Origin of the sequence: Methylobacterium sp. UNCCL125, from assembly GCF_900116795.1 — a bacterium.
Lineage (GTDB): Bacteria > Pseudomonadota > Alphaproteobacteria > Rhizobiales > Beijerinckiaceae > Methylobacterium > Methylobacterium fujisawaense.
Genome location: NZ_FPBW01000018.1, coordinates 13,442 through 35,107, shown reverse-complemented (window position 1 = coordinate 35,107; position 21,666 = coordinate 13,442). Strand labels below are relative to the sequence as shown.

Below are 21,666 nucleotides of genomic sequence, written 5' to 3'. Positions count from 1 at the left end.
GATTCAGCTCCGGGCGATCTCGAACAGGCCGGCACAGCCCTGGCCGCCGGCGACGCACATGGTCACCACGGCGTAGCGCGCGCCGCGGCGGCGGCCTTCCAGCAGGGCGTGGCCCACGAGCCGCGCCCCCGACATGCCGAACGGGTGGCCGACCGCGATGGCGCCGCCGTTGACGTTGACCGTGTCCGGGTCGATCCCGAGCCGGTCGCGGCAGTAGACCGACTGGGACGCGAAGGCCTCGTTCAGCTCCCACAGGTCGATGTCGGAGACGCGCAGACCCTGCCGTTCGAGGAGCCGCGGCACCGCGAAGACGGGGCCGATGCCCATCTCGTCCGGCCCGCAGCCGGCCGAGGCGAAGCCCCGGAAGATGCCGAGGGGCTCGAGGCCGCGCCGCGCCGCCTCGTCGGCCGACATCAGCACGCTGGCCGAGGCCCCGTCCGAGAGCTGGCTGGCATTGCCCGCCGTGATGAAGGCCCCCTCCCCGCGCACGGGCTTGAGCTTGGCAAGACCCTCCAGGGTCGTGTCCGGCCGGTTGCCCTCGTCCTTGGCGAGCCGGGTCTCGACCTCCCGGATCTCGCCGGTGGCTTTGTCGGTCACCGCCATAACGGCGCTCATCGGGACGATCTCGTCGTCGAACAATCCGCGTTCCTGCGCGGCGGCGGTGCGGCGCTGGCTCTCCAGGGCGAAGAGGTCCTGCGCCTCCCGGGAGATCCGGTAGCGCTCCGCCACGATGTCGGCGGTCTCGATCATCGGCATGTAGATCGCCGGCAGATGCGCCTCCAGCCACGCGTTGCGGGTCAATTCCCGCTGGACCTTGGGCTGCACGAGGCTGATCGACTCGACGCCGCCGGCCACAGCCACCGGCACGCCGTCGAGGATGATCCGCCGGGCCGCGCTGGCGATCGCCTCCAGGCCCGAGGCGCAGAAGCGCGAGACCGTGACGCCGGCCGACTCCACCGGGATCCCCGCCACCAGGGCGGCGTGCCGGGCGACGTTGCCGCCCGTGGCGTTCTCCGGATAGCCGCAGCCGAGCACCACCTCCTCGACCGCCTCCGGCTCCAGCCGCGCCCGGTCCAGGGCGCCGCGGATCGCGTGGGCGGCCAGATCGGCGCCGCGGGTGAGGTTCAGCGCGCCGCGATGGGCCTTGCCGATGGGCGTGCGAGCGGTCGCGACGATCACCGCGTCGGTCATGCCGGAATCCTCTGGGGTTCCCAAAGGGCGTCACGCCCTTTGGTGGGGTGTCGGGGCGAGGCCCCGACGGATGCGGCCTCGGCCGTCAGCAGGGCGCTGCCCTGCACCCGCGAAAGGTCCCGGACCTTTCGAAACCGGGACTTGGTGTGCGCAAGCCGACACGGCATCAGGCCGAAGCCTTCCAGTCGGCGAAGCGGCCGCCCTCGGCGGCGAGGCGCTTCAGGAGCGGTGCCGGTTCCTGGCTGTCGTCGCCGGTCTCGGCCGCGAAGCGCGACAGCGCCTCGGCGACCGTCCGCAGCCCGACCGTATCGGCCCAGTGCATCGGGCCGCCGCGCCAGGCCGGCCAGTTGTAGCCGTTGATCCAGATCGTATCGATGTCGCCCGGCCGGGCCGCGATGCCCTCCTCCAGGATCCGCGCGCCCTCGTTGACCATTGGGTACATCAGCCGCGCCACGATCGCGTCCGGCGTGAAGCTGCGGCGCGCGATGCCATGCTCGGCGGCGACCCGCGTGATCAGCGCCTCGACCTCCGGGTCGCGGGTGCCGGTGCGGGCGCCGTCCGGGTAGAGGTAGAAGCCGCGGCCGGTCTTCTGGCCGTAGCGGCCCTGCTCGGCCAGCGAATCGGCGACCGGCGCCCGGCCTCCGAAATCCTTGCGCGAGCGCCAGCCGATATCGAGCCCCGCGAGATCGCTCATGGCGAAGGGGCCCATCCGGAAGCCGAAACCGGTCACCGCCGTGTCGACCTCGTGCGGCAGCGCCCCCTCGAGCAGCAGGCGCTCGCCGGCGCGGCTGCGGCGCTCCAGCATGCGGTTGCCGACGAAGCCGAAGCAGACCCCCACCGTCACCGGCAGCTTGTTGAGGCGCTTGCCGAGATCCAGGGCGGTGGCGAGCACGTCCGGCGCGGTCTTCTCGGCCCGGACTACCTCCACGAGGCGCATGACGTTGGCGGGGCTGAAGAAGTGCAGGCCGAGCACGTCCTGCGGCCGGCTCGTCACCGCCGCGATGGCGTTCACGTCGAGGTAGGAGGTGTTGGTGGCCAGGATCGCGCCAGGTTTGGCGATGGCGTCGAGCTTGGAAAAAATCTCCCGCTTGACGCCCATGTCCTCGAAGGCTGCTTCGATGACGATGTCGGCCTCCGCGGCGTTCTCCAGGCCGATCGCCCCCGTGATCCGGCCGACCCGCTCGTCGCGCTGCGCCTCGGTGATCGAGCCGCGCTTGGCCGAGCCGGCATAGAGGCCCCTCACCCGGTCGAGACCGCGCTCCAGGGCACCGGCCTCCGTTTCGATCACCGTCACGGGGATGCCGGCATTGGCGAAGCACATGGCGATCCCGCCGCCCATCGTGCCGGCGCCGATCACCGCCGCCGTCCGGACGGGGCGGCGGGGCGTGTCCTTCGGCAGGCCGGGGACGCGGGCCGCCTCGCGCTCGGCGAAGAAGGCGTAGCGCAGGGCCTTCGAGCGCGGATCCTCCACCAGGGTGCGGAACTCGGCCCGCTCCACCGCGACGGCGGCGTCGAAATCCTGCTCCAGGCCGGCGCGCACGGCCCGCACCAGGGCGTGGACGTTGGTGGCGTCGGGATCCCGCTTCACCGCCTCGGCGGCCAAGCTCTCGAACCGCTCCCGGGCCTCCGGCGTGAGCTTCTCCGACCGGTCGCGCACCCGCGGGAGGCGGCCCGCATCGGCCAGCTCCAGGGCCCGGATCCGGGCCTCCGCCACGAGGTCGCCCAGGACCACGGCGTCGACGATGCCGAGCGCCGCCGCCTTCTCGGCGGAGACGGGCTCGCCGGTGAGCATCATCGGGAAGGCGGCGTCGGGGCCGATCAGGCGCGGCAGGCGCTGCGTGCCCCCCGCCCCCGGGATGATCCCGAGCTTGATCTCCGGCAGGCCGAGCTTGACGGCGGGCGCCGCGACCCGGCCGTGGCAGGCCATCGCCAGTTCGAGGCCGCCGCCGAGGGCCACGCCGTTGATGGCCGCCACCACGGGCTTCGGGCTGGCATCGAGGCGGTCCAGGATGTCGGGCAGGCTCGGCGGCTGCTGCGGCTTGCCGAACTCGGTGATGTCGGCCCCGCCGACGAACACCTTACCCTCGGCGGCCAGCACAATCACGCGGACCGATTCGTCCGCGATGGCCTGGTCCAGGGCCCCGTCGAGGGCGGCCCGCAACGCGGCACCGAGCGCGTTGACCGGCGGGTTGGCGAGCGTGAGCACGGCCACGCCGCCATCGACCTCCTGACGAACCACACAACACTCCCTGTCATTCTGCAATGCAGAATAATGGTCTGCACGTTGGATGAATGTTGGTCCGGGTCGACGCGAGCGTCAAGCGAGGGCCGTGACTCGTCTGCGGCTGACGTCATCTCCGAACCGATCATTCTGCATTGCAGAAATCGAAGGATGCTGCCGTTTGACCCGCGCCCCGGCGCCATGTCATCAAAACGGCCCCGGGCGGGACTCGGTTGCGGTCGCCGCCGGGTGAGCGATGATCGGGCTGCCCGAAGCAGGGGAGGATCGCGGTGCGTGGCATCCATCGGGGCGAGCGGCCCGGGAGCGCCTGTCCGGCGCGGAATCGGGCGGCAGGGAGCGGGCGGTGAGCGACGGTCCCGAGCAGACCCTGTCCGGGCGCCTGCCCGAAGCCCTGCGCGGACGCCTCGCCCTGCCGGTGATCTGCGCGCCGATGTTCATCGTCTCCGGGCCGGAACTGGTGATCGCCCAGTGCCTGTCCGGCGTGGTCGGCTCGTTCCCGGCGCTCAATGCCCGGCCCGCCGCTCTGCTCGACGAATGGCTCACGCGGATCACGCGAACGCTTGCGGAGGCCCGGGCGGCCGACCCGTCGCGCAAGGTCGCGCCCTTCGCGGTGAATCAGATCGTCCACGCGTCCAACGACCGGCTGGCCCAGGACGTCGAGGCCTGCGTCCGGCACCGGGTGCCGATCATCATCACCTCGCTGCGGGCGCCCGACGCGGTGATCCGCCCGGTTCACGCCTATGGCGGCGTGGTCTTCCACGACGTCACCACCGTGCGCCATGCCGAGAAGGCGCTGGAGGCCGGGGTCGACGGGCTGATCCTCGTCTGCGCCGGCGCGGGCGGGCATGCCGGCACGCTGAGCCCCTTCGCCCTCGTCGGCGAGATCCGGCGGTTCTACGGCGGTCCGCTGATCCTCTCGGGGGCGATCACCTCGGGCGCGGCGATCCTGGCCGCCCAGGCCATGGGGGCCGACCTCGCCTACATGGGCACCCGGTTCATCGCCACCCGGGAGGCGAACGCCGCCCCCGCCTACAAGGACATGATCGCCGGCAGCGCGGCCGCCGACATCCTCTACACCCCCTACTTCACCGGCGTGCCGGGCAACTACCTGACGCCCAGCATCCGCGCCGCCGGGCTCGATCCCGAGGCGCTGCCGGTGCGCGACAAGACCGCGATGAATTTCGGCAGCGGCGGCGTGAAGGCGTGGCGGGACGTCTGGGGCGCGGGCCAGGGCGTCGGCACCATCGCGGACGCGCCGGCCACCGCCGACCTCGTGGCCCGTCTCGCGCGGGAATACGCGGCGGCGCGGGGGCGGATGGCCGGCCTGTCGGCGGAGTACGCGGGCGAGGCCGTGCCGTGAGCGTCCGGGTGCATCCGCCTCTCGCGGCGCAGGCGGCGCGTCTCATCCCCTTCACGGGATGGGCGATGGAGGTCCGGGCTCCGGACATCCGAGCTTCGGCGCCCCAGCGCGGTGCCGGTCCCCGCCCCCGGACGGGGGCGGAAGCCTGTCGCGCTCCGTCGGCGATGGCGGGGGGCACGCGTCTCTCGCCGCCCGTTGCCCGTCCGGCGAGGGGACAGCGGCCTGCTCGGGAGACGGGGGCGCGCCTGTGATGTGTGAATCCGCCCCCCCGAACCTGCGCGTCGCCGACCCGGAGCCCGGGATCCGGCTCATCACCATCGACCGGCCGGAGCGGCGCAACGCCCTCGATCGGGCGACCTATGCGGGCCTGACCGCGGCCATCGAGGCCGTGGCCCGGGACGAGGCGGTGCGCGCCGTCGTGCTCACCGGCGCCGGCGGCTGCTTCACCGCCGGCAACGATCTCAAGGATTTTCAGGACGTCGAGACCGGCGGCGACAGCCCCGGCCTGACCTTCCTCAAGGCTCTGCGCGCCTGCCCGAAGCCAGTCCTGGCGGCCGTGGAGGGCCATGCGGTCGGGATCGGCACGACGCTGCTGCTTCATTGCGATCTCGCCTATGCGGGGGACGGCGCCCGGTTCCGCCTGCCCTTCACGGCGCTCGGCCTGAGCCCGGAGGGCGGATCGAGCTACCTGCTGCCCCTGGTGGCGGGTTCGAAGCGCGCCGCCGAACTCCTGATGCTCGGCGAGCCCTTCACGGCCGCGGAGGCCGCCGCGGCGGGCCTCGTCAACGCCGCCGTCCCGGCGGGGACGGCGCTGGAGTCCGCCCTGGGCAAGGCGCGCGCGCTCGCGGCCCTGCCCCGGTCTTCGATCGCCGCCACCAAGCAGGCCCTGCGCCGTGGCCACGAGGAAGCTGTTGTCCGGACGCTCGGCGAGGAGGCGGAGGTCTTCCACGCGCTCCGCCGCGCCCCGGAGGCGCAGGCGGCCTTCGCGGCGTTCCTGCACCGATGAGGGCGCGGATGGATGCGGACGCGGCCCTGCTGGCCGATCCCGACACCGCCGGACTCGGCGCGAAGGAGGACCGGCACTTCGTGACGGCCCTCGCGCGGGGGCTGTCGGTGCTGGCCTGCTTCGGTCCGGGGCGCACGAGCCTCGCCAACCACGACATCGCGGAGGCCTGCGGCCTGCCGCGCTCCACCGTATCACGGCTCACCTACACGCTGACCAAGCTCGGCTACCTGCAGCATTTGCCCGAGATCGGCCGCTACCGCCTCGGCACGGCGACGATCGCGCTCAGCTCGGCGGCTCTCGGAGGCCTCGACGTGCGCGGCATCGCCCGGCCCGTGCTCCGCGCCGTGGCCGAAGCCGCCAACGCCTCGGTGGGACTTGGCGTCCGCGACCGTCTCAGCATGCGCTACGTCGATTGCCAGCGCGGCCCGGCGGCGATCTCGCTCAACCTCGATACCGGCTCGCGCATCTCCCTCGCCCGCAGCGCCATGGGCCGGGCCTACGTGGCAATCTGCACGGATCGCGAGCGCGAGGGCATTTACGAGGACCTGAAGGCCCTGGACCCGGTCGCCTGGCCCGCGCTCCGGGCCGGTCTCGACCGGGCCGTGGCCGAGCATCGGGAGATCGGCTGCTGCACCTCGTTCGGCGAGTGGCAGGAAACCGTCTGCGCCATCGCGGTGGGGTTCCATCCCGGCGGCGGCCTGCCGCCCATGTCGGTCAATTGCGGCGCCCCCACCGTCATCACCGACGCACGCTTCCTCATGGAGGTGGCGCGCCCGAGACTCATCGCAGCCGTCCGCAGCCTCGACGGCGTCATGGGAGCCTGAGGATGTCCGCGATGGATGCCGAATCCGCCACCGACGACCTGCCGCTCGCCGGGATCCGCGTCCTCGACCTGTCCCGGGTCCTGGCGGGGCCGTGGTGCGCGCAGGTGCTGGGCGATCTCGGCGCCGACGTGATCAAGATCGAGCACCCGGAGCGCGGCGACGATACCCGCGACTGGGGCGTGCCCACGAGCCCCGGCAACACCTCGTATTTCGACAGCGTGAACCGCAACAAGCGCTCTATCGGTATCGATCTCGCCACCCCGGACGGGCTGGCGATCGTCAAGGCGCTCGCGCGCGAGAGCGATGTCCTGGTGCAGAACTTCAAGACCGGCGGGGCCGAGAAGCTCGGCCTCGGCTACGGCGACCTGTCGGCGGAAAATTCCGGCCTGATCTACTGCTCGATCGCCGGCTACAGTTCCGACGGCTCTGAGGCCGGACGACCCGGCTACGACCTCGTCGTGCAGGGTGAATCCGGTGTGATGGCGCTCAACGGCGAGGCTGGAGGGCCGCCGCTCAAGTTCGGGGTCGCGGCGGTCGATCTATTCACCGGGCAGTTCGCGGCCCAGGCCGTGCTGGCGGCCCTGTACCAGCGGGAGCGGACCGGACGGGGCAAGACGATCGACCTCGCTCTGTTCGATTGCGGTGTCGCGCTGACCTCCTATTACGGCCTGGAGGCGCTGGCCCGGGGCATCGATCCGCCCCGCTACGGCAATGCCCATCCCTCGATCGTGCCCTACGGGGCGTTCGAGGCCGGCGACGGGCCGGTGGTGATCACGGTCGGCAACAACGGGCAGTACCGCCGATTCTGCGAGCAGGTGCTGGAGCGGCCGGACTGGGTCGCCGACCCGCGCTTCGCCACCAACCTCGACCGATCGCGCAACCGCGCCGCCTTCATCCCGGTGCTGGAGGCGGAGCTCGCCAAGTGGGAGCGCGCGCCGCTGATCGCGCGGCTCAGGGCCGCGGGCATCCCCTGCGGCGAGGTGATGGGCCTGCGCGAGGCGCTCACCTGCGACCGGGCCCAGGAGGCCGGGCTGGTGGTGACGGCGCCCGGCAATGCCCACGTCATCGCCCCGCCCTACCGGCTCGACGGCCGCCGGCTGCCGGTGCGGCGCATGCCGCCGGGCCTCGGGGATTCGAGCGCCGAGATCCTGGCCGAGGAGCTGGACTATCCGGAGGGCGCGCGCGACGCGCTGCGGGTCAAGGGCGTGGTCCGGTAGGCAGGTCGCCTCCTGCAGGTCGCCTCCTGCAGCTCGCCTCCTGCCGTCGCGTGCCGTGGACGGCTCGCCGCGGGTCGGAGCGGGCCGTCATCCGCGCGGTCGGGCCGTGGGCTAGCGCAGCACGCCTTCGGCCAGGGCCCGCTGGATGCCCCGGATGTCCGCGCCCTTCTTCAAGGTCCGCTGGATCGGCTCCGCCGCGCCCGAGACCCAGATCTTCAACTCGGCGTCGAGGTCGAACGTACCGGCGGTCTCGACCGAGAAGCGCACGATCGCGCGGTACGGCACCGACAGGAACTCGACCTTGCTGCCGGTCACGCCCTGGACGTCGATCAGGATGACGCGGCGCTCGGTGAACACGAACACGTCCCGGATGATCTTGAAGGCGAGCCGCGCCGTCTCGCCGTCGATCAGGATGCCGTCGAGCCGGCGCTCCAGGGAGGCCGCATCGACGGCCGAGCCGTGTCCGAGCAATCCGTCCAGAAGGCCCATGGCCGATCATCTCGTGCTGGTCCGCGTCGAGGCGGAGCATGGCGCCCGACCGTCGGCGCGGCAAGCGCCCGCCGCGATCCGACACTCCGTTCCGACCGCGAGCCTGGTCGCGCGCGGCGATGCCCGCCGCCGCGCCCGCCGTCACGCGCAGGTCGAGGTGTCCGATGCCCCCTCGGGCCGGCACCGGGCGTCGAAGCTTCGCGCGAGCTCGGCGAGGCTGACGGAACCGAGCCGCGTGATCAGGAGAGCCTCGGCCTCGCGCAGCGTGTCCTCGACCGCCGCGTTGACGACCTTCTCGACGGCGCAGGCCGGGTTCGCGCGATCGCTGCCGATCGCGAAGATGCGTGGCCCGCCGACCGCGCGGTGGATGTCGAGCAGCGAGACCGCGTTCAGGTCCGCCGCGATGGTCCATCCGCCGCCGTGCCCCTTCTCCGACGTCACGTAGCCCGCGTTCCGGAGCCCGGCCATCGTGCGGCGGACGACCACGGGATTCGTCCCGAGCATCCGCCCGATCGCCTCGGACGTCATCGGTCCGTCGTGGCGCGCCATGTGAAGCAGCACATGGAGCGTTCGGGAGAGGCGGCTGTCGGTGCGCACCCGTCGATCCATCACACCGGACTCGGGATTGGCAACCGTGCGCCATCACGATACTTATCAAGTTACGTGATGGAGCGGAGCTGAAGCGGTGCGCGAGTTCGAGAACCCGGATCGGTGGGACAGGGTCGCCGAGCACTACGAGACGACCGCCCATCCGTTCACGGCGCGCTTCGCCGAGGCGGCGCTCGCGCGGGTGCCGCTGACCGGAAGCAGCCGCGTCCTCGACGTCGCGGCGGGCACCGGTGCCCTCGCGCTGGCCGCGGCGCGGACGGGGGCGCAGGTCCTCGCGGTCGACTTCTCGCCCGGCATGGTCGCGCGCATCGCCGGGGCGAGACTGCCCAATGTCGACGCGCGGGTCATGGACGGACAGGCCCTCGCCCTGCCCGACGGTGGCTTCGACGCGGTGTTCTCGATCTTCGGGGTGATCATGTTCCCCGACTGGCGGAAGGGCCTCGCCGAGATGGCGCGCGTGACGCGGCCCGGGGGATCGGGCGTCGTGGCCACGTGGCAGGACCAGGGCGCGGCGACGTTCCTGCTGCTCGGCGAGATCCGCCGCAGGCTGTTCCCCGAGCGCGAGAGCCGGGCGATGCCCGAAGGGGTGCGCGCGCTCGGCGATCCGGCGGGGTTCACCCGGGCGCTGGTCGCGGCCGGGTACGCAGCCCCCCGGATCGACCGGGTGACCTTCGACTACGCGCTCGACGTCGCCATGCTCGACGACCCCGACACGGTGTTCGGCCTGTCGCCGGACTGGGTCGACCTGAGCGCGGCCGACCGGGCCGCGGTGATCGCGGAGGCGCGGCGCATGGCGGGCGGTCGACCCGTCCTGCCGATCCCCTCGACCGCCCTGATCGGCGTCGCGGAGCGCTGAGCGCCGCGGTGGCGCCAAATCCTGCGCCTCAGCCGGACTTGCGCGCGTCCGACAGCCGCGCCCGCGCGTCGTCCAGCACCCGGGTCAGGGCCGCGTCCCACGAGACCCGCGGCTGCCAGCCGGTGGCGGCGTGGAGGCGGCCGGCATCGCCCGCGGCCAGGGGAATCTCGGTCGGGCGCACGCGCTCCGGGGCGATGCGGATCTCGAACGGGACCCGGGCCCGGGCGCGCAGGTCCTCGAGGACGCTGGCGATCGTCCGCGGCTGGCCCGAGCTGATGTTGAACACGCTCCCGTCCGCCAGGGCGTCCGCCCGGCCGATCAGGTCGGCGTAGGCGTTCGCCACGTCGGCGACGTCGAGGAAGTCGCGATAGGAGGAGAGGTTGCCGACCTCCAGGCAGGGCGGCACGAGGCCGGCCTCGATCCGGGCGATCTGGCCCGCGAAGGAGGCCACGACGAAGCGCTCGTCCTGGCCGGGGCCGATATGGTTGAACGGCCGCAGCACGACGAGCTTCACGCCGATCCGGGGCAGCAGGTCGCGGAGCAGCTGCTCGCCCACCCATTTCGACCGGGCGTAGGTGTTGCGCGGCAGGGGCTCGACCGCCTCGCTGAGGGCGTGGCCCGCCAGGAAGGCGCTGCCGTAGACTTCGCCGGAACTGACGAAGAAGAAGGTGCAGCCCGGCACCGCCTCCACCGCGGCCACGAGGTTCATCAGGCCGTTGACGTTGACCCGCCACGTCTGGCCCGGGCCGCTGGCGGAATCCGCCACCGAGGCGAGGCCCGCCAGATGGAGGATCGCGGTCGGCCGGAAGCGCGCCACGAAGCCGCTGAGCGCGGCTTCGTCGAGGAGATCGATCGCCGCGTAGCTGACGCCCTCCGGCAGGTGCGGCGCCCGCCCCCGCCCGATCCCGGCCACGCAATCGCCCGCTCCCGCGCTCATCGTCGCCAGGAGCGGCAGGACGTGGCCGCCCACGAAGCCGGCCGCCCCGGTGACGAGGATGCGCCGTGCGGCCGGGCCGCCGGATCCGTGGAGGGAGGGCGCGCTCATGGCGCGATCCGGGCGCGGGCCGTCACCTAGCCCGGTTTCCGAGTTCCCCAGCGCACGCCCCTGCTGCCCTGCCCGGCCCCCGGCGAGCTGCCGGCATCGGCGCCGATCGCCGGGCCGGAGGCGGTCTGGGGCCGATGCTGAGAGCCGGCCGCCAGGGGTTTCGATGCCAGCGTGTCCGGCACCTCGGACAGGTACGACTCGTCCTGGTCGGTGGCGAACTGCCCCGCCTTGCGGAAGGTCCAGAGATAGCCCGGCACCACCGCCTCGGCGGCGGTCGGCGTGATGCCGATGCCTTCGAAAGTCCGACCCTCGGCCTTGGCGGCCTCCGAGACGACGTTGTCGTTCTGAAGCAGCGTCACCTGATCGCGGGTCAGCTTCAGCGAATCCGGCAGCAGGCCGAAGGTCAGGGTGTCGGCGATCTCCAGCATGCGGGCCTGGAGCTTGGCCGCCGGCGCAGGCAGGTCCACGACCACCCGCTTCCGCCGGATCGTCTTCAGCATGTAGCGCACGAAGTGCTCCAGCGTGCCCACCTCCGGGCCGCCGAGTTCGTAGACCTTGCCGGGCGCCACGGTGCCGTCGACCGCGCGGGCGATCGCCTCGGCGACATCGCCCACGAAGGCCGGCTGGAAGCGGGACTGGCCGCCGGCGAGCGGGAGAACCGGAAGCGCCCGGGCGAGGCCGGCGAAGCGGTTGAAGAAGCTGTCGCCGGGCCCGAAGATCAGCGAGGGCCGGAACACCACCGCGTCCGGACAGGCGGCGAAGACCCGCGCCTCGCCCTCCGCCTTGGTGCGCGCGTAGACCGACGGCGAGGCCGGATCGGCCCCGATCGCCGAGACGTGGATCATCCGGGCGCCCTGGCGCGCCGCGGCGCGGGCGATCGCCTCGGCCCCGTCGACCTGCAGCCGCGCGAAGCCCTGGGAGCCGGTCTCCTGCAGGATGCCGACGAGGTTGATCAGCACGTCCGACCGCTCGGCGGCCCGGACCACCGAGTCCGGGTAGCGCAGGTTGGCCTGGACGGCCACGATCTGGTTGACCTTCCCCAGGGGCTGCAGGAACAACGCGAGGTCCGGCCGGCGCACCGCGACGCGGATCCGGTAGCCGCGCTTGGCCAGCGCCCGCACCACGTGCCGTCCCAGGAAGCCGGAGCCGCCGTAGATCGTCACGAGCTGGTCCTGCGGACGCAGGAGCCCCGGCGTGGCGGCGGATGCGGACTGCGTCTCCGGACTCGTGTGCGCCGCCGCGGGCGCCGTCGTGTTCTCTTGGCCGCTCATCGCCGTGGTCTCGAGCTCCTCGCGCGCCCCGGGGCGCCGTCAGGCGGCCTACTTAGCCTAACTTCGGCGCGATGGGAGCCGCCGAATGAGCCGCCGCGCCATTCCGGTGAACAGCGTGGGGCCGATGACCGGCACGGCAGAGGGCCGGACGCTGGAACGGGTGCGGCCGCCAAGCATTCTTCCCCACCATACGGCCCTGCCGAATCGCGCGGATGGGACGCGCCGGGGACTTCGATGATTGTAGGGATGCTCGTTTCCGCGGCGATCGCGGTGTTCGGCCTGCTGGTCGCGTTGGGGTTCGTCGGGCACCCGATCGACGCGCAGCTCGTCAGCAACTACGGCTGGAGCATTCTGATCATCGGCGTCGCGCTGTTCGTGCTGTTCGCGTGGTCCCGGTACAGCCGGACCCGCAGACGGCACTCCGCCTGATCCGCCGGCTCAGGCGACCTTGATCCGGCGGCGCATCTCCCGCGCCACGGCCGGACGCCCGTTTGGACGGCTGCCGACCGCCCGTGGAGCCCCGACCGTGAGGCTCTGACATTCGCGCGCGATGAATGCGGTCGGCATCTCGGCCTGCATGTCGGCCTCCATGTCGCGCAGCGCCGTATCGGAATGGGCCGGGTGCAGGTGAATGATCCCGAGCGCCTTGACGCCCGCCGTCCGGGCGAGCTCCACGCCCTTCTGCCAGGTCGAGTGGCCCCAGCCCCGGCAGGTCGGATACTCGCCGTCGGTGAACATGCCGTCGTAGACCATCAGGTCGGCGTCGGCCACGAAGGCGGCGAGGTTGGGATCGGGCCAGGGATCGCTGTGCTCGATGTCGCTGATCAGGCACAGGCGCTTGCCGGCATGCTCGAACCGGTAGCCCACGGAGCCCTGCGGATGGTTCAGCAGGATCGTGGCGACCCGCGTCCCGTCCGGGAAGGTCAGGGTCTGCCCCGCCTCGAAGCCGTGGTGGCGGAAGGTGCAGCACAGCCTGTCGAGCGTAACCGGGAACAGCGGCGGCGCGAACAGGCGGTCGAGGGTCGGGCCGGCCGATTCGCCGCCGAGGTTGCCGCAATAGGTGTTGATCACCCGGTCGCAGTCGAGGACCGCCGGCTTGAAGAAGGGGAGCCCCGCGGTGTGGTCGAGATGCAGGTGGCTGAACAGCAGGTCGACTTCGCGGGGCAGATCGGTCCGGTGACCCTGTCCGAGATTGTAGATGCCCGAGCCCGCGTCGACGATGAACATCCGCTGGCCGCACCGCACCTCGATGCAGGGCGTGCTGCCGCCGAATTCGGCGTATTGCGGGCCGCTGACGGGCGTCGAGCCGCGGACGCCCCAGAAGCGGAGTACGAGGTCTTGGTCGGCCGTCAGGAGAGTCGGCTCGGAACTGTTCGGCATGGCGATCACGAATCCGCGGACAGTCGGTCCCGATCGGTTATGATCGAAACCCCGTCGCCGTTCCGGGAAGGTAGCTTTGAATAAGGCAGGCCGACGGAGCAGGTGTACCGCTCATCCCCTGCCGTATCATGAATTGGTGTGCCGCAGGCGGTCGTGATGTGCGTCCGCGCACACGCACGGGACGCTTGACCGGACCCTCGCATGCTCAGAGCGCCTCGGCCGAGGCCAGGAGACCGCCCGGCGAACCGGCCAGAATCGGGCGTCCGGAGCCCGATCCGGCGAGGCCGGCGGCCAGCCAGGACGGAAGCGCGTCGCTGTAGCGGGTCGGGAGCGGCGCGACCAGCGCCCCGAACGGATCGGGGGCGCGCTCGTAGACCGGGACGAAGCCCGCCATCTGCCGCGGCGACAGGCCCGACTCGGGCGCGGCCCAGCTGGCCCAGACCGTGTCGGGCACCGGGCGATGGGCGCGATGGCCCGGCACGACCACCACCTCCTGGCCGGCGAAGGCCAGGGCTTCCGGCCGGCTGATGTCGCCGACCGCCCCGCCCCGGGCCGTGTAGGCCGCCCAGAAGGCGTTCTGGCCGCCGTCGGAATAGGTCGTGCGCACGGCGGGCTCGCCCGCCTCGGCGAGCGCGGTCATCCGCGCCTCCTCGACCGCCCGGCGGGTGGTGACCGCCGCCTCGATGGCGGGATCCCGCGAAGGCGCGAACGCGTACCGGCCGGCGACCACCGAGACCTGCAGCTCCTCGCGGCTCGCCTCGAACCGATCCGAGCCGGCCTTGAGTTCCCGCCAGAAGGCGATGTTGGGGTCGGTCCGGTGGCGGGCCATGTTCTCGGCGGTCATCCGGAACGGGTAGGACTGGAACTGGAAGGCCGCCTGCCCGCCGTTCAGCGCGTCCCGGGCGATGGCGTAGATCTCGCCGACCGTACCGTTGGTCATGGCGAAGCAGCCCATGGACGAGCAGATGCCGTGGACCATCACGGCGGACCCGGTTCCGCCATGGGCCCGGTCGTAGGCGTTCGGATATCCGACGTCGAAGGACAGGTAGTAGTGCGAGTTCGGGTTCATCTGGCGCCGGGGCACCGTATAGAACCCCTCCGGGGTCTGCCGGTCGCCGCTCTTGCGCTTGGGCCCGAGCTGGCCGGACCAGCGGCAGATCGGGAACGTCTTGATGAAGACGTAGCCGGCGCGACCCTTCTTCCAGACCTCGATCTCGGATTCTTTCTTGTAGGCCCGGAACAGGACCGGCGAGGCGGCCGTCACGCCCTTCTGCGCCATCAGGGCAAGGGTCGCGGCGGGGATCGGCGCCTCCGCCTTGCCGGCCTGCGCGGCGGCCGGACCGGCGAGGACCAGCACGACGAGGCCGGCAGCGAGGGGGATCGAGGTCGACAGGGGCATGAACCGTCCGCGCTGGATCGGCCGGGATGGCTGCCGGACAGGCGCGGCCTCGCGGCCTGACGGATTATTGCGGCGGCCATGAGGCTGCGCGTCCGGTCAGCCCGACCCCGCTGGATTGTCCCGCTGCGCGCGGAAGGCCGACGGCGCCGGCGGATCGTGACGTCCTGTCAGGCTGCCGGTGCGGGGTCCCGCTCGGCGGCGGCCGGGACGGGGGCGATGACCGCGCTGTTCTCCACGGCGATCACCGCGTCGAAGGGCGCGGCGTTCTCCGCAAGACTCGTCTCGGGCAGGCAGACGATCAGGCCGCGCCCGGCCCGCGCCTGCCGCAGCTGGGCGAGGCGCTCGCGTGCGCCCTCGACCTTCCGCTCGTCCATCGCGACCGCGACCACGAGGATGTCGGGATCACGGGCGAGGCAGCGGCTCAGCTCGATCGCCACGCGTTCGCGGGCATTGATCGCGCCGTCCGCCAGAGCCCCGGTGCTGGGCTGAGCCTCGACCTTACTGTCGAGGCCGAGGCCATAGACCGAGGCCTCGAGGCCCTCGTCGGCCAGAACCCGGCGCACCAGTTCGCGCACCCGCGGCTCGGCATTGGCCTCGCCGAGGCTGATCCGGCCGAACAGGAGGTTCTCCTCCAGGCTGGCGGCCGGATTGACCCGGGAGGGGTCGTGGAACTCCACCGCACCCGCGAGGTGGGGCGGCAGCATCCGTGCGAAGGACCGCCGCGCCTGGACGAGGCGCTCCTCGAACGGGCCGTCGATCAGGCCGAAGCGGTGGCGCGATTCGTTGTAGCGCAGCGCCAGGCCGATCAACCGCAAGCGGTCGCGCTGGCCCGCCGGTCCCCGGCGCAGGCTCGCCGCGTTGGGCAGGCGCACCACGAGATCCTCGAAATAGCCCCGCTCGGCCGCCTGGAACAGCGAATAGGCGTCGAACAGGGGATGGTCGTTGGGCAGGTCGGCGAAGATCTCCACCGTGCTGCGGGCCACCGACAGGCCGATCTCGGTGAGCGGGCGAACCAGCCCCTCGGCCTCCAGAACCGCCCGCAGATAGGGGTGGCGGGCGAAACGCAGGGGCGCGAAGGTGCCGCCCACCGGCTCCCCGAACAGGATGTTCTCGCCGATGCTCGCCTGGTTGTTGTAGCGGTCGGGATCGAAGGGCTCGACGAGGCGCTCGGCGCCCTTGGCGGCCAGCGCCACTCGCATGGTCCGGCGGGCGGTGACGATCGCGGCGGCGAGCCGCGGCTGGGCCGCCGGATCGAGCCGTCCGGTCAGCCCGCGGGCGTACACGAAGCCGTCGAGCCCGGTGAGCCGGCTGATGCCGATCAGCGCGATGTCGTCAGGCGCGGTCGCCGGATCGGTGCCGTAGAGCAGGTTCTGCCGGAGGGAGCCCTCCATCAGGATCGCCTCCCCCGACGTGAAGGCGATGCGCCTGGCGCGCTCCGCGGCGTCGAAGTCGCGCAGGTCCGTGCCCGCATAGGTGACGGCCCCGGCCGTCGGCTCGACCTGCCCGGCCAGCACCGCCGCCAGCGCCCGGGCGCCGCTGCCGCGGCTGCCCGTGATCGCCACGTGGCCCGGCATCGTCACGGCCACGGCGACGCCGGTCAGGCGCTCGCCCGTGGCCGGATCGAAGGCTCCGACGCCTTCCGTGGCCAGGATCCCGGACCGGGGCAGCGGCAATGCGGCCGCACCAATCCGGGCGGCCCTCGCCCGCCGCCCCTCGAGGGACGCGATGATGCGGGCGAGGTCGCGGAGGCGCGGGCGCACCGACCGGCGGACCATCCAGAACCGCGCGCAGATGGCGGCGAGCCAGCCCGCGAGGCCGAAGGCGCCGACGGCCGCCAGGAGGGCGGCCGGATCCACCGGGGCCGCGGGCGGCTGCCCTGGCGCCGAGCGCCACAGTGCCGTGCCGGCGGCGATGGCCGGCAGGATCACCGCCAGCGCCAGGGCGGGCGCCCGGGCGTAGGCCAGCCGCGCCTCGGCGCGACCGACATTGGTCCGCATCGCGGCGACGCGGGCGGCGATACGTCTGCGCTCGATGGCCGCCGCTCCGTGGTTGCGCACGGCAGGAAGCCGCCGAACGAGGTCGTTCAGGTTCTCCTCCGCCCGCGCGCTGGAGCGCAGGCGCAACTCCTGCCGGTCGCGCGCCCGTTCGAGCACCAAGCCGTAGGCGAGTCCGATCGCCGCCAGTCCGATCACGGCCGCCGGGATCAGCCGGGGCGCGGCCAGGGCCGCGAAGCCGAGGGCCAGGATCAGGGCCGCGAGGGTCATCGCCGGCAGGACGATGCCGGCGGCGAGCAGGCGGTCGGCTCGGGCCAGCACCTCTCCGACGATCCGGGCCAGGCTGCGCGCCTCGTCCCGGGCCCCCGCGGGGGCGTCGAGGATCGCCCGCAGAACGCCCTCGCGTACGGCGTCCCCGGCCTTGTTCTGCGCCTTGAAGCACAGGCGCGCCACGCACCAGCCGAGGCCCGCCAGGGCCAGGGCGCAGACGGCGATGCACAGGAAGGCGGTGAGCTCGAGTTCGGCGGGGCGCATCGGGATGCCGGGGGCCAGCACCAGCTCTCCGCCCGGAAGCGCGACCGCCACGCGCAGGAAGGGCAGCACCGGCGCCTCGTCGCGCGGCAGGACCGCGATCAGGTCGCGCAGGCACAGGAGCGCGAGCGCGCAGAGCGGCGCGCCGATCCCGACCGCGAGGGCCGCCGCCGCGGTGTGCTGAGGCCGCGCGGCGCGCCACGTCAGGACGAGAGGATCGGATTCCATGCGTCTCCGGACAGGATCGGGCGTCTCAACCGTCGCGCGGGCATAGGCGTTCGCGCCGGTCACGGGAAGGGTCGCGGGCGCGGGCTTCCCTTGCGCGGACCTTGCCGCCGGCCGCTGCGACATGTCGGCCGGGTTGTTTGCGGTTGAGGCTCTGGTTTGGAAGCGCTCCAGCGTTACAACCATGGGGCATGGCGCGACCGTGGCTCGCATCTGCGAGGCGCGGGACCTCCAAGCCTGATCGCCGCGGGCGCCCGAGCCGTATCGCGCGGCCGGCTGGCGCACCGCACGATTTCGACCGGGACCAGAGGGTGGGGCGACGCTTGCGGCGAGGGGCTGAGAAGACCGAGCGCCATCTCCCGGCCTTCGCCGGTTGCGGGTCGGCCTGATGGCGCAGCTGTTCACGCCCGGGGCCGACGCGCTCTACCGCCTCGCTCTGATGACCGGCGTCGCCTGCTTGGTTGGGCTCCCGGTTCTGGCGGCCGGGATCGTGCGCTCGAACTACGTCACGGGCGTCGGGGTCGCGCCGGCCCAGCCCCTGCCGTTTAGCCACAAGCACCATTCCGGCGAACTCGGCATCCAGTGCCGCTACTGCCACACCACGGTCGACCGGGAGGCCACCGCCGGCATCCCGCCGACGCATACCTGCATGACCTGCCACTCGCAGATCTGGACCGGCTCCGAGATGCTCAAGCCGGTGCGCGACAGCTACGCGCAGGACAAGCCGCTCGAATGGAAGCGGCTGAACAAGCTGCCGCAATACGTCTACTACAATCACTCCGTCCACGTGACAAAGGGGATCGGCTGCTCGACCTGCCACGGCGACGTCACGGCGATGCAGATGACCTACCGGGCCAACGCCTTCGAGATGCAGTTCTGCCTCGATTGCCACCGGGCGCCGGAGAAATACGTCCGCACGCCGGATCAGGTCTGGAACATGACCTGGACGCCGCCCTCCGACCAGGCGACCCTGGGCCCCAAGCTCGTGGCCCAGTACCATATCCGCGGCGGGGAGCGGCTGACCGAATGCGGGATCTGCCACCGATGACCGGCGCCCCCGACATCGCGGCCCTGCGCGCGAAACTCGCCGACGGCGACGGTCCGCGCTTCTGGCGCAGCCTCGACGCCGTGGCCGACAGCCCCGAGTTCCGCGCCTATCTGGCGGCCGAGTTCCCGTCGGCGTCCCGGCTCGCCGCGGCCCCGGAGCGGCGCGGCTTCCTGAAGCTGATGGCCGCCTCCTTCGCGCTGGGCGGCCTCACCGCCTGCGGCGGGGGCGGCGGCCGCGACTACGAGGTGCCGTACGTCAATCAGCCCGAGCGGATCGTGCCCGGCACGGACCTGTCCTACGCCTCCTCGGCCGTGTTCGACGGCTTCGGCAACGGCATCCTGGTCACCACGCGCAACGGCCGGCCCCTGAAGATCGAGGGCAATCCCGAGCATCCCTGGAGCCGCGGCGGCACCGACGTGCTGGCCCAGGCTTCGGTGCTTGGGCTCTACGACCCGTTCCGCTCCCAGGCGGTGCAGCATCTCGGCCGGCCGAGTTCCTGGGCGGCGTTCCGGGCAGACCTGCAGGGTCGGATGCCGGGCTGGCGCGAGAACCGGGGCGAGGGTCTCGCCCTGCTCACCGGCCCCGTGACCTCGCCCGGCGTGGCGGCCCAGCTCGCGCGGCTGCGGGCCGCCTACCCGGCGCTCCGCTGGTATGTCGGTGCCGGGGCGGGGCGCGACGGGATCTACGAGGGCGCTCGCCAGGCCTATGGACGGCCCTTGGAGACCCGCCCCGATTTCGGTCGCGCCCGGACCATCGTGGCGCTGGACGGCGACTTTCTGGATCTCGGACCCGGTCAGGTCGGCCTGTCGCGGCGCTGGAGCGAGGCACGGCGGGCGGCCTACGCGGAGGGCCGCCTCCTCACCCTCCACGCGGCGGCGCCGACACCGACCTTGACCAGCGCCAAGGCGGATCGGGGGCTCGTGGTCCCGGCCGGCCGGCTGGAGGCCCTCGCCCGGGATCTGCTCAATCTGGCCGCGGGCGGCGCGGCCCCGGCGGGCGACGATCCCGTCGCGCGCTGGACGCGGAGCGCCGGGACGGCCCTCGCCGAGGCCCGGGGAAGCGGCATCGTCACCGCCGGCCTGACCGCCAGCCCGGACCTGCACGCGCTGGTTCACCGCCTCAACGGCGCCCTCGGCAACACCGGCGCGACCCTGGTCCACACGGCGCCCGTGGCGGAGACGGGCGCCGGGACCCTCGCGGATCTCGCGGAGGCCATGGATCGGGGTGCCGTCAAGGTGCTCGTCGTCCTCGGCGCCAACCCGGTCTACGAGGCGCCCGGCGCCCTCGATTTCACCGCCCGGATGGCGCGCGTGCCCCTCAAGATCCATGCGGGGCTCTACTACGACGAGACCGGTGCGCATGCCGACTGGCATCTGCCGGCCGCCCACCCGCTGGAATCCTGGGGCGACATCCGGTCCCTCGACGGGACGGTGGGTCTGATCCAGCCCACGGTCGCCCCCCTGTACAACGGCCGGACGCTCGCGGAGATGCTGGCCTTCCTGGCAAGCGGCGAGGGTGGGGAGGGCGGTCAGGACGCCCTGGGGCTCCTCAAGGCGCAGGGACGGAACCCGGGCGAGGACGAGGCGGCCTTCGAGGCCCGCTTCTCCGAGGCCCTGCGCCTGGGCTTCTGGGCGGACAGCGCGCGTCCGGCCGAGACGGTGGCGCTGACGCAGGCGGCGGCAGCCGCCCCCGCAGCGGCTTCATCGCCCGCGCCGGCCGCCGATGGGGTCGAGGTGCTGTTCCGGCCCGATCCGACGATCTGGGACGGCACCCATGCCGACCTCGCGTGGCTGCAGGAGCTCCCGAAACCCCTGACCAAGGTGGTCTGGGAGAACGTGATCGCGCTCAGCCCGCGCCTCGCCGAGCGCGAGGGGATCGCCACGGGCGACATCCTGCGGGTCGAGGCCGGCGGCCGCGCGGTCGAGGGGCCGGCCTGGATCCTGCCGGGGCAGGCCGACACCACCGTGACCCTCACCCTGGGCTACGGCCGCGACGTCCCGGACCACCTCGCCCGCGGCCTCGGCTACGACGCCGCGCCCCTGCGGCCACCGGGTTCTCCCTGGGGGCTCGCCGGCGCCCGGCTGACGAAGACCGGACAGCAGCGCAGGCCGGTCACCACCCAGCATCTCGGCACGATGGAGGGTCAGGATCTCGTGCGCGTGCAGGCTCTGGGCGCCGCACCCGTGGGCGATCCGAAGGGCGCGCCGACGCCCGCCTCGTTCTATCCGCCCCCCGAGAGCCAGGACCGCTGGGTCGCCGCGCAATGGGGCATGGCCATCGATCTCGATGCCTGCACCGGCTGCAACGCCTGCGTCACCGCCTGTCAGGCGGAGAACAACATCCCCGTGGTCGGACGCGAGGAGGTCGAACTCGGCCGCTGGATGGGCTGGCTGCGGATCGACCGCTACTACGCGGGCGACCTCGACGCGCCGACGACGCATTTCCAGCCGGTGCCCTGCATGCATTGCGAGCAGGCGCCCTGCGAACTCGGCTGCCCCGTGGAGGCGACGCTCCACGACAGCGAGGGCCTGAACCTGCAGGTCTACAACCGCTGCGTCGGCACGCGCACCTGCCAGAGCTACTGCCCCTACAAGGTCCGCCGCTTCAACTACCTCGATTACACCGGCGGCATGACCCCGGTGGAGCAGCAGCAGCGCAATCCCGAGGTCACGGTCCGGTCCCGGGGCGTGATGGAGAAGTGCACCTACTGCATCCAGCGGATCACGGCGGCGCGGATCACATCGGCCAAGGACGCCCACGCGCCGATCCCCGACGGGGCCGTGGAGACCGCCTGCCAGGGCGCCTGCCCGACCCGGGCGATCACCTTCGGCAACGTCGCCGATCCGGGAAGCCGGGTCTCGGCCGCCCGGCGGGACACGCGGGAATACGCGCTCCTCGGCCACCTGAACACGCGGCCGCGCACCACCTATCTCGCCGGGCTCGCGCCCGCCGCGGATCCGAACGGACGGGAGGGCTGAG

The 21,666-nt window shown here is 72.7% G+C and carries 17 protein-coding genes; 8 read left to right on the top strand and 9 right to left on the bottom strand.

Annotated elements, in window-relative coordinates:
• Window positions 1-3: 3 nt before the first annotated feature.
• Both BM396_RS18810 and BM396_RS18805 read right to left on the bottom strand, forming a co-directional pair.
• Window positions 4-1,191, bottom strand: a complete 1,188-nt coding sequence (locus BM396_RS18810) for an acetyl-CoA C-acyltransferase (RefSeq protein WP_043383431.1) — start codon at window positions 1,189-1,191, stop codon at window positions 4-6.
• A gap of 166 nt (window positions 1,192-1,357) precedes the next feature.
• Window positions 1,358-3,430, bottom strand: a complete 2,073-nt coding sequence (locus BM396_RS18805) for a 3-hydroxyacyl-CoA dehydrogenase NAD-binding domain-containing protein (RefSeq protein ID WP_043383428.1) — start codon at window positions 3,428-3,430, stop codon at window positions 1,358-1,360.
• A 346-nt stretch (window positions 3,431-3,776) separates the two neighbouring features.
• Between BM396_RS18805 and BM396_RS18800 the strand changes: the two genes are divergently transcribed.
• The 4 genes from BM396_RS18800 (at window position 3,777) to BM396_RS18785 (ending at window position 7,840) form a co-directional block, all read left to right on the top strand.
• On the top strand, window positions 3,777-4,793 hold the full coding sequence (locus BM396_RS18800; RefSeq protein WP_170867489.1) for an NAD(P)H-dependent flavin oxidoreductase: 1,017 nt from the start codon (window positions 3,777-3,779) through the stop codon (window positions 4,791-4,793).
• A 250-nt stretch (window positions 4,794-5,043) separates the two neighbouring features.
• On the top strand, window positions 5,044-5,799 hold the full coding sequence (locus BM396_RS18795; protein ID WP_043383425.1) for an enoyl-CoA hydratase-related protein: 756 nt from the start codon (window positions 5,044-5,046) through the stop codon (window positions 5,797-5,799).
• Between the two features lie 8 nt (window positions 5,800-5,807).
• Entirely contained in the window at window positions 5,808-6,623 is an 816-nt protein-coding gene (locus BM396_RS18790) for an IclR family transcriptional regulator (protein ID WP_051976095.1), read from the top strand.
• 11 nt (window positions 6,624-6,634) lie between these two features.
• On the top strand, window positions 6,635-7,840 hold the full coding sequence (locus BM396_RS18785; RefSeq protein WP_043383537.1) for a CaiB/BaiF CoA transferase family protein: 1,206 nt from the start codon (window positions 6,635-6,637) through the stop codon (window positions 7,838-7,840).
• Between the two features lie 111 nt (window positions 7,841-7,951).
• On the opposite strand, the gene BM396_RS18780 is transcribed toward BM396_RS18785, so the two are convergent.
• Both BM396_RS18780 and BM396_RS18775 read right to left on the bottom strand, forming a co-directional pair.
• The gene (locus BM396_RS18780) at window positions 7,952-8,329 is read right to left on the bottom strand and encodes a PH domain-containing protein (RefSeq protein ID WP_043345852.1); all 378 of its coding nucleotides are present in this window, start codon (window positions 8,327-8,329) and stop codon (window positions 7,952-7,954) included.
• Between the two features lie 141 nt (window positions 8,330-8,470).
• The gene (locus tag BM396_RS18775; protein ID WP_043383423.1) at window positions 8,471-8,926 is read right to left on the bottom strand and encodes an Rrf2 family transcriptional regulator; all 456 of its coding nucleotides are present in this window, start codon (window positions 8,924-8,926) and stop codon (window positions 8,471-8,473) included.
• Between the two features lie 88 nt (window positions 8,927-9,014).
• Between BM396_RS18775 and BM396_RS18770 the strand changes: the two genes are divergently transcribed.
• The gene (locus BM396_RS18770) at window positions 9,015-9,794 is read left to right on the top strand and encodes a class I SAM-dependent methyltransferase (protein WP_043383421.1); all 780 of its coding nucleotides are present in this window, start codon (window positions 9,015-9,017) and stop codon (window positions 9,792-9,794) included.
• Between the two features lie 28 nt (window positions 9,795-9,822).
• On the opposite strand, the gene BM396_RS18765 is transcribed toward BM396_RS18770, so the two are convergent.
• Window positions 9,823-10,839 carry an NAD-dependent epimerase/dehydratase family protein gene (locus tag BM396_RS18765; RefSeq protein WP_051976094.1) on the bottom strand — a complete coding sequence of 339 codons (1,017 nt, stop codon included), beginning with the start codon at window positions 10,837-10,839 and terminating at the stop codon, window positions 9,823-9,825.
• 26 nt (window positions 10,840-10,865) lie between these two features.
• Window positions 10,866-12,110, bottom strand: a complete 1,245-nt coding sequence (locus tag BM396_RS18760; protein ID WP_051976093.1) for a complex I NDUFA9 subunit family protein — start codon at window positions 12,108-12,110, stop codon at window positions 10,866-10,868.
• A 246-nt stretch (window positions 12,111-12,356) separates the two neighbouring features.
• On the opposite strand from BM396_RS18760, the gene BM396_RS18755 reads away from it, so the two are divergent.
• The gene (locus tag BM396_RS18755) at window positions 12,357-12,539 is read left to right on the top strand and encodes a hypothetical protein (RefSeq protein WP_236952875.1); all 183 of its coding nucleotides are present in this window, start codon (window positions 12,357-12,359) and stop codon (window positions 12,537-12,539) included.
• 9 nt (window positions 12,540-12,548) lie between these two features.
• Here BM396_RS18755 and BM396_RS18750 read toward each other — a convergent pair whose 3' ends face one another.
• From BM396_RS18750 to BM396_RS18740, 3 genes are all read right to left on the bottom strand, one after another.
• The gene (locus BM396_RS18750) at window positions 12,549-13,490 is read right to left on the bottom strand and encodes an MBL fold metallo-hydrolase (protein WP_043383419.1); all 942 of its coding nucleotides are present in this window, start codon (window positions 13,488-13,490) and stop codon (window positions 12,549-12,551) included.
• A 205-nt stretch (window positions 13,491-13,695) separates the two neighbouring features.
• Window positions 13,696-14,889 carry a L,D-transpeptidase family protein gene (locus BM396_RS18745; RefSeq protein ID WP_043383416.1) on the bottom strand — a complete coding sequence of 398 codons (1,194 nt, stop codon included), beginning with the start codon at window positions 14,887-14,889 and terminating at the stop codon, window positions 13,696-13,698.
• A 167-nt stretch (window positions 14,890-15,056) separates the two neighbouring features.
• The gene (locus tag BM396_RS18740; RefSeq protein ID WP_043383415.1) at window positions 15,057-17,642 is read right to left on the bottom strand and encodes a P-loop NTPase family protein; all 2,586 of its coding nucleotides are present in this window, start codon (window positions 17,640-17,642) and stop codon (window positions 15,057-15,059) included.
• A 385-nt stretch (window positions 17,643-18,027) separates the two neighbouring features.
• Between BM396_RS18740 and BM396_RS18735 the strand changes: the two genes are divergently transcribed.
• Window positions 18,028-18,687: a cytochrome c3 family protein gene (locus BM396_RS18735; protein WP_043345872.1), complete on the top strand. Its 660-nt coding sequence runs from the start codon at window positions 18,028-18,030 to the stop codon at window positions 18,685-18,687.
• Window positions 18,684-21,665, top strand: a complete 2,982-nt coding sequence (locus BM396_RS18730) for a TAT-variant-translocated molybdopterin oxidoreductase (protein WP_043383412.1) — start codon at window positions 18,684-18,686, stop codon at window positions 21,663-21,665. The genes BM396_RS18735 and BM396_RS18730 overlap by 4 nt, the downstream gene beginning before the upstream one ends.
• The last annotated feature ends 1 nt before the right edge of the window (window position 21,666 follow it).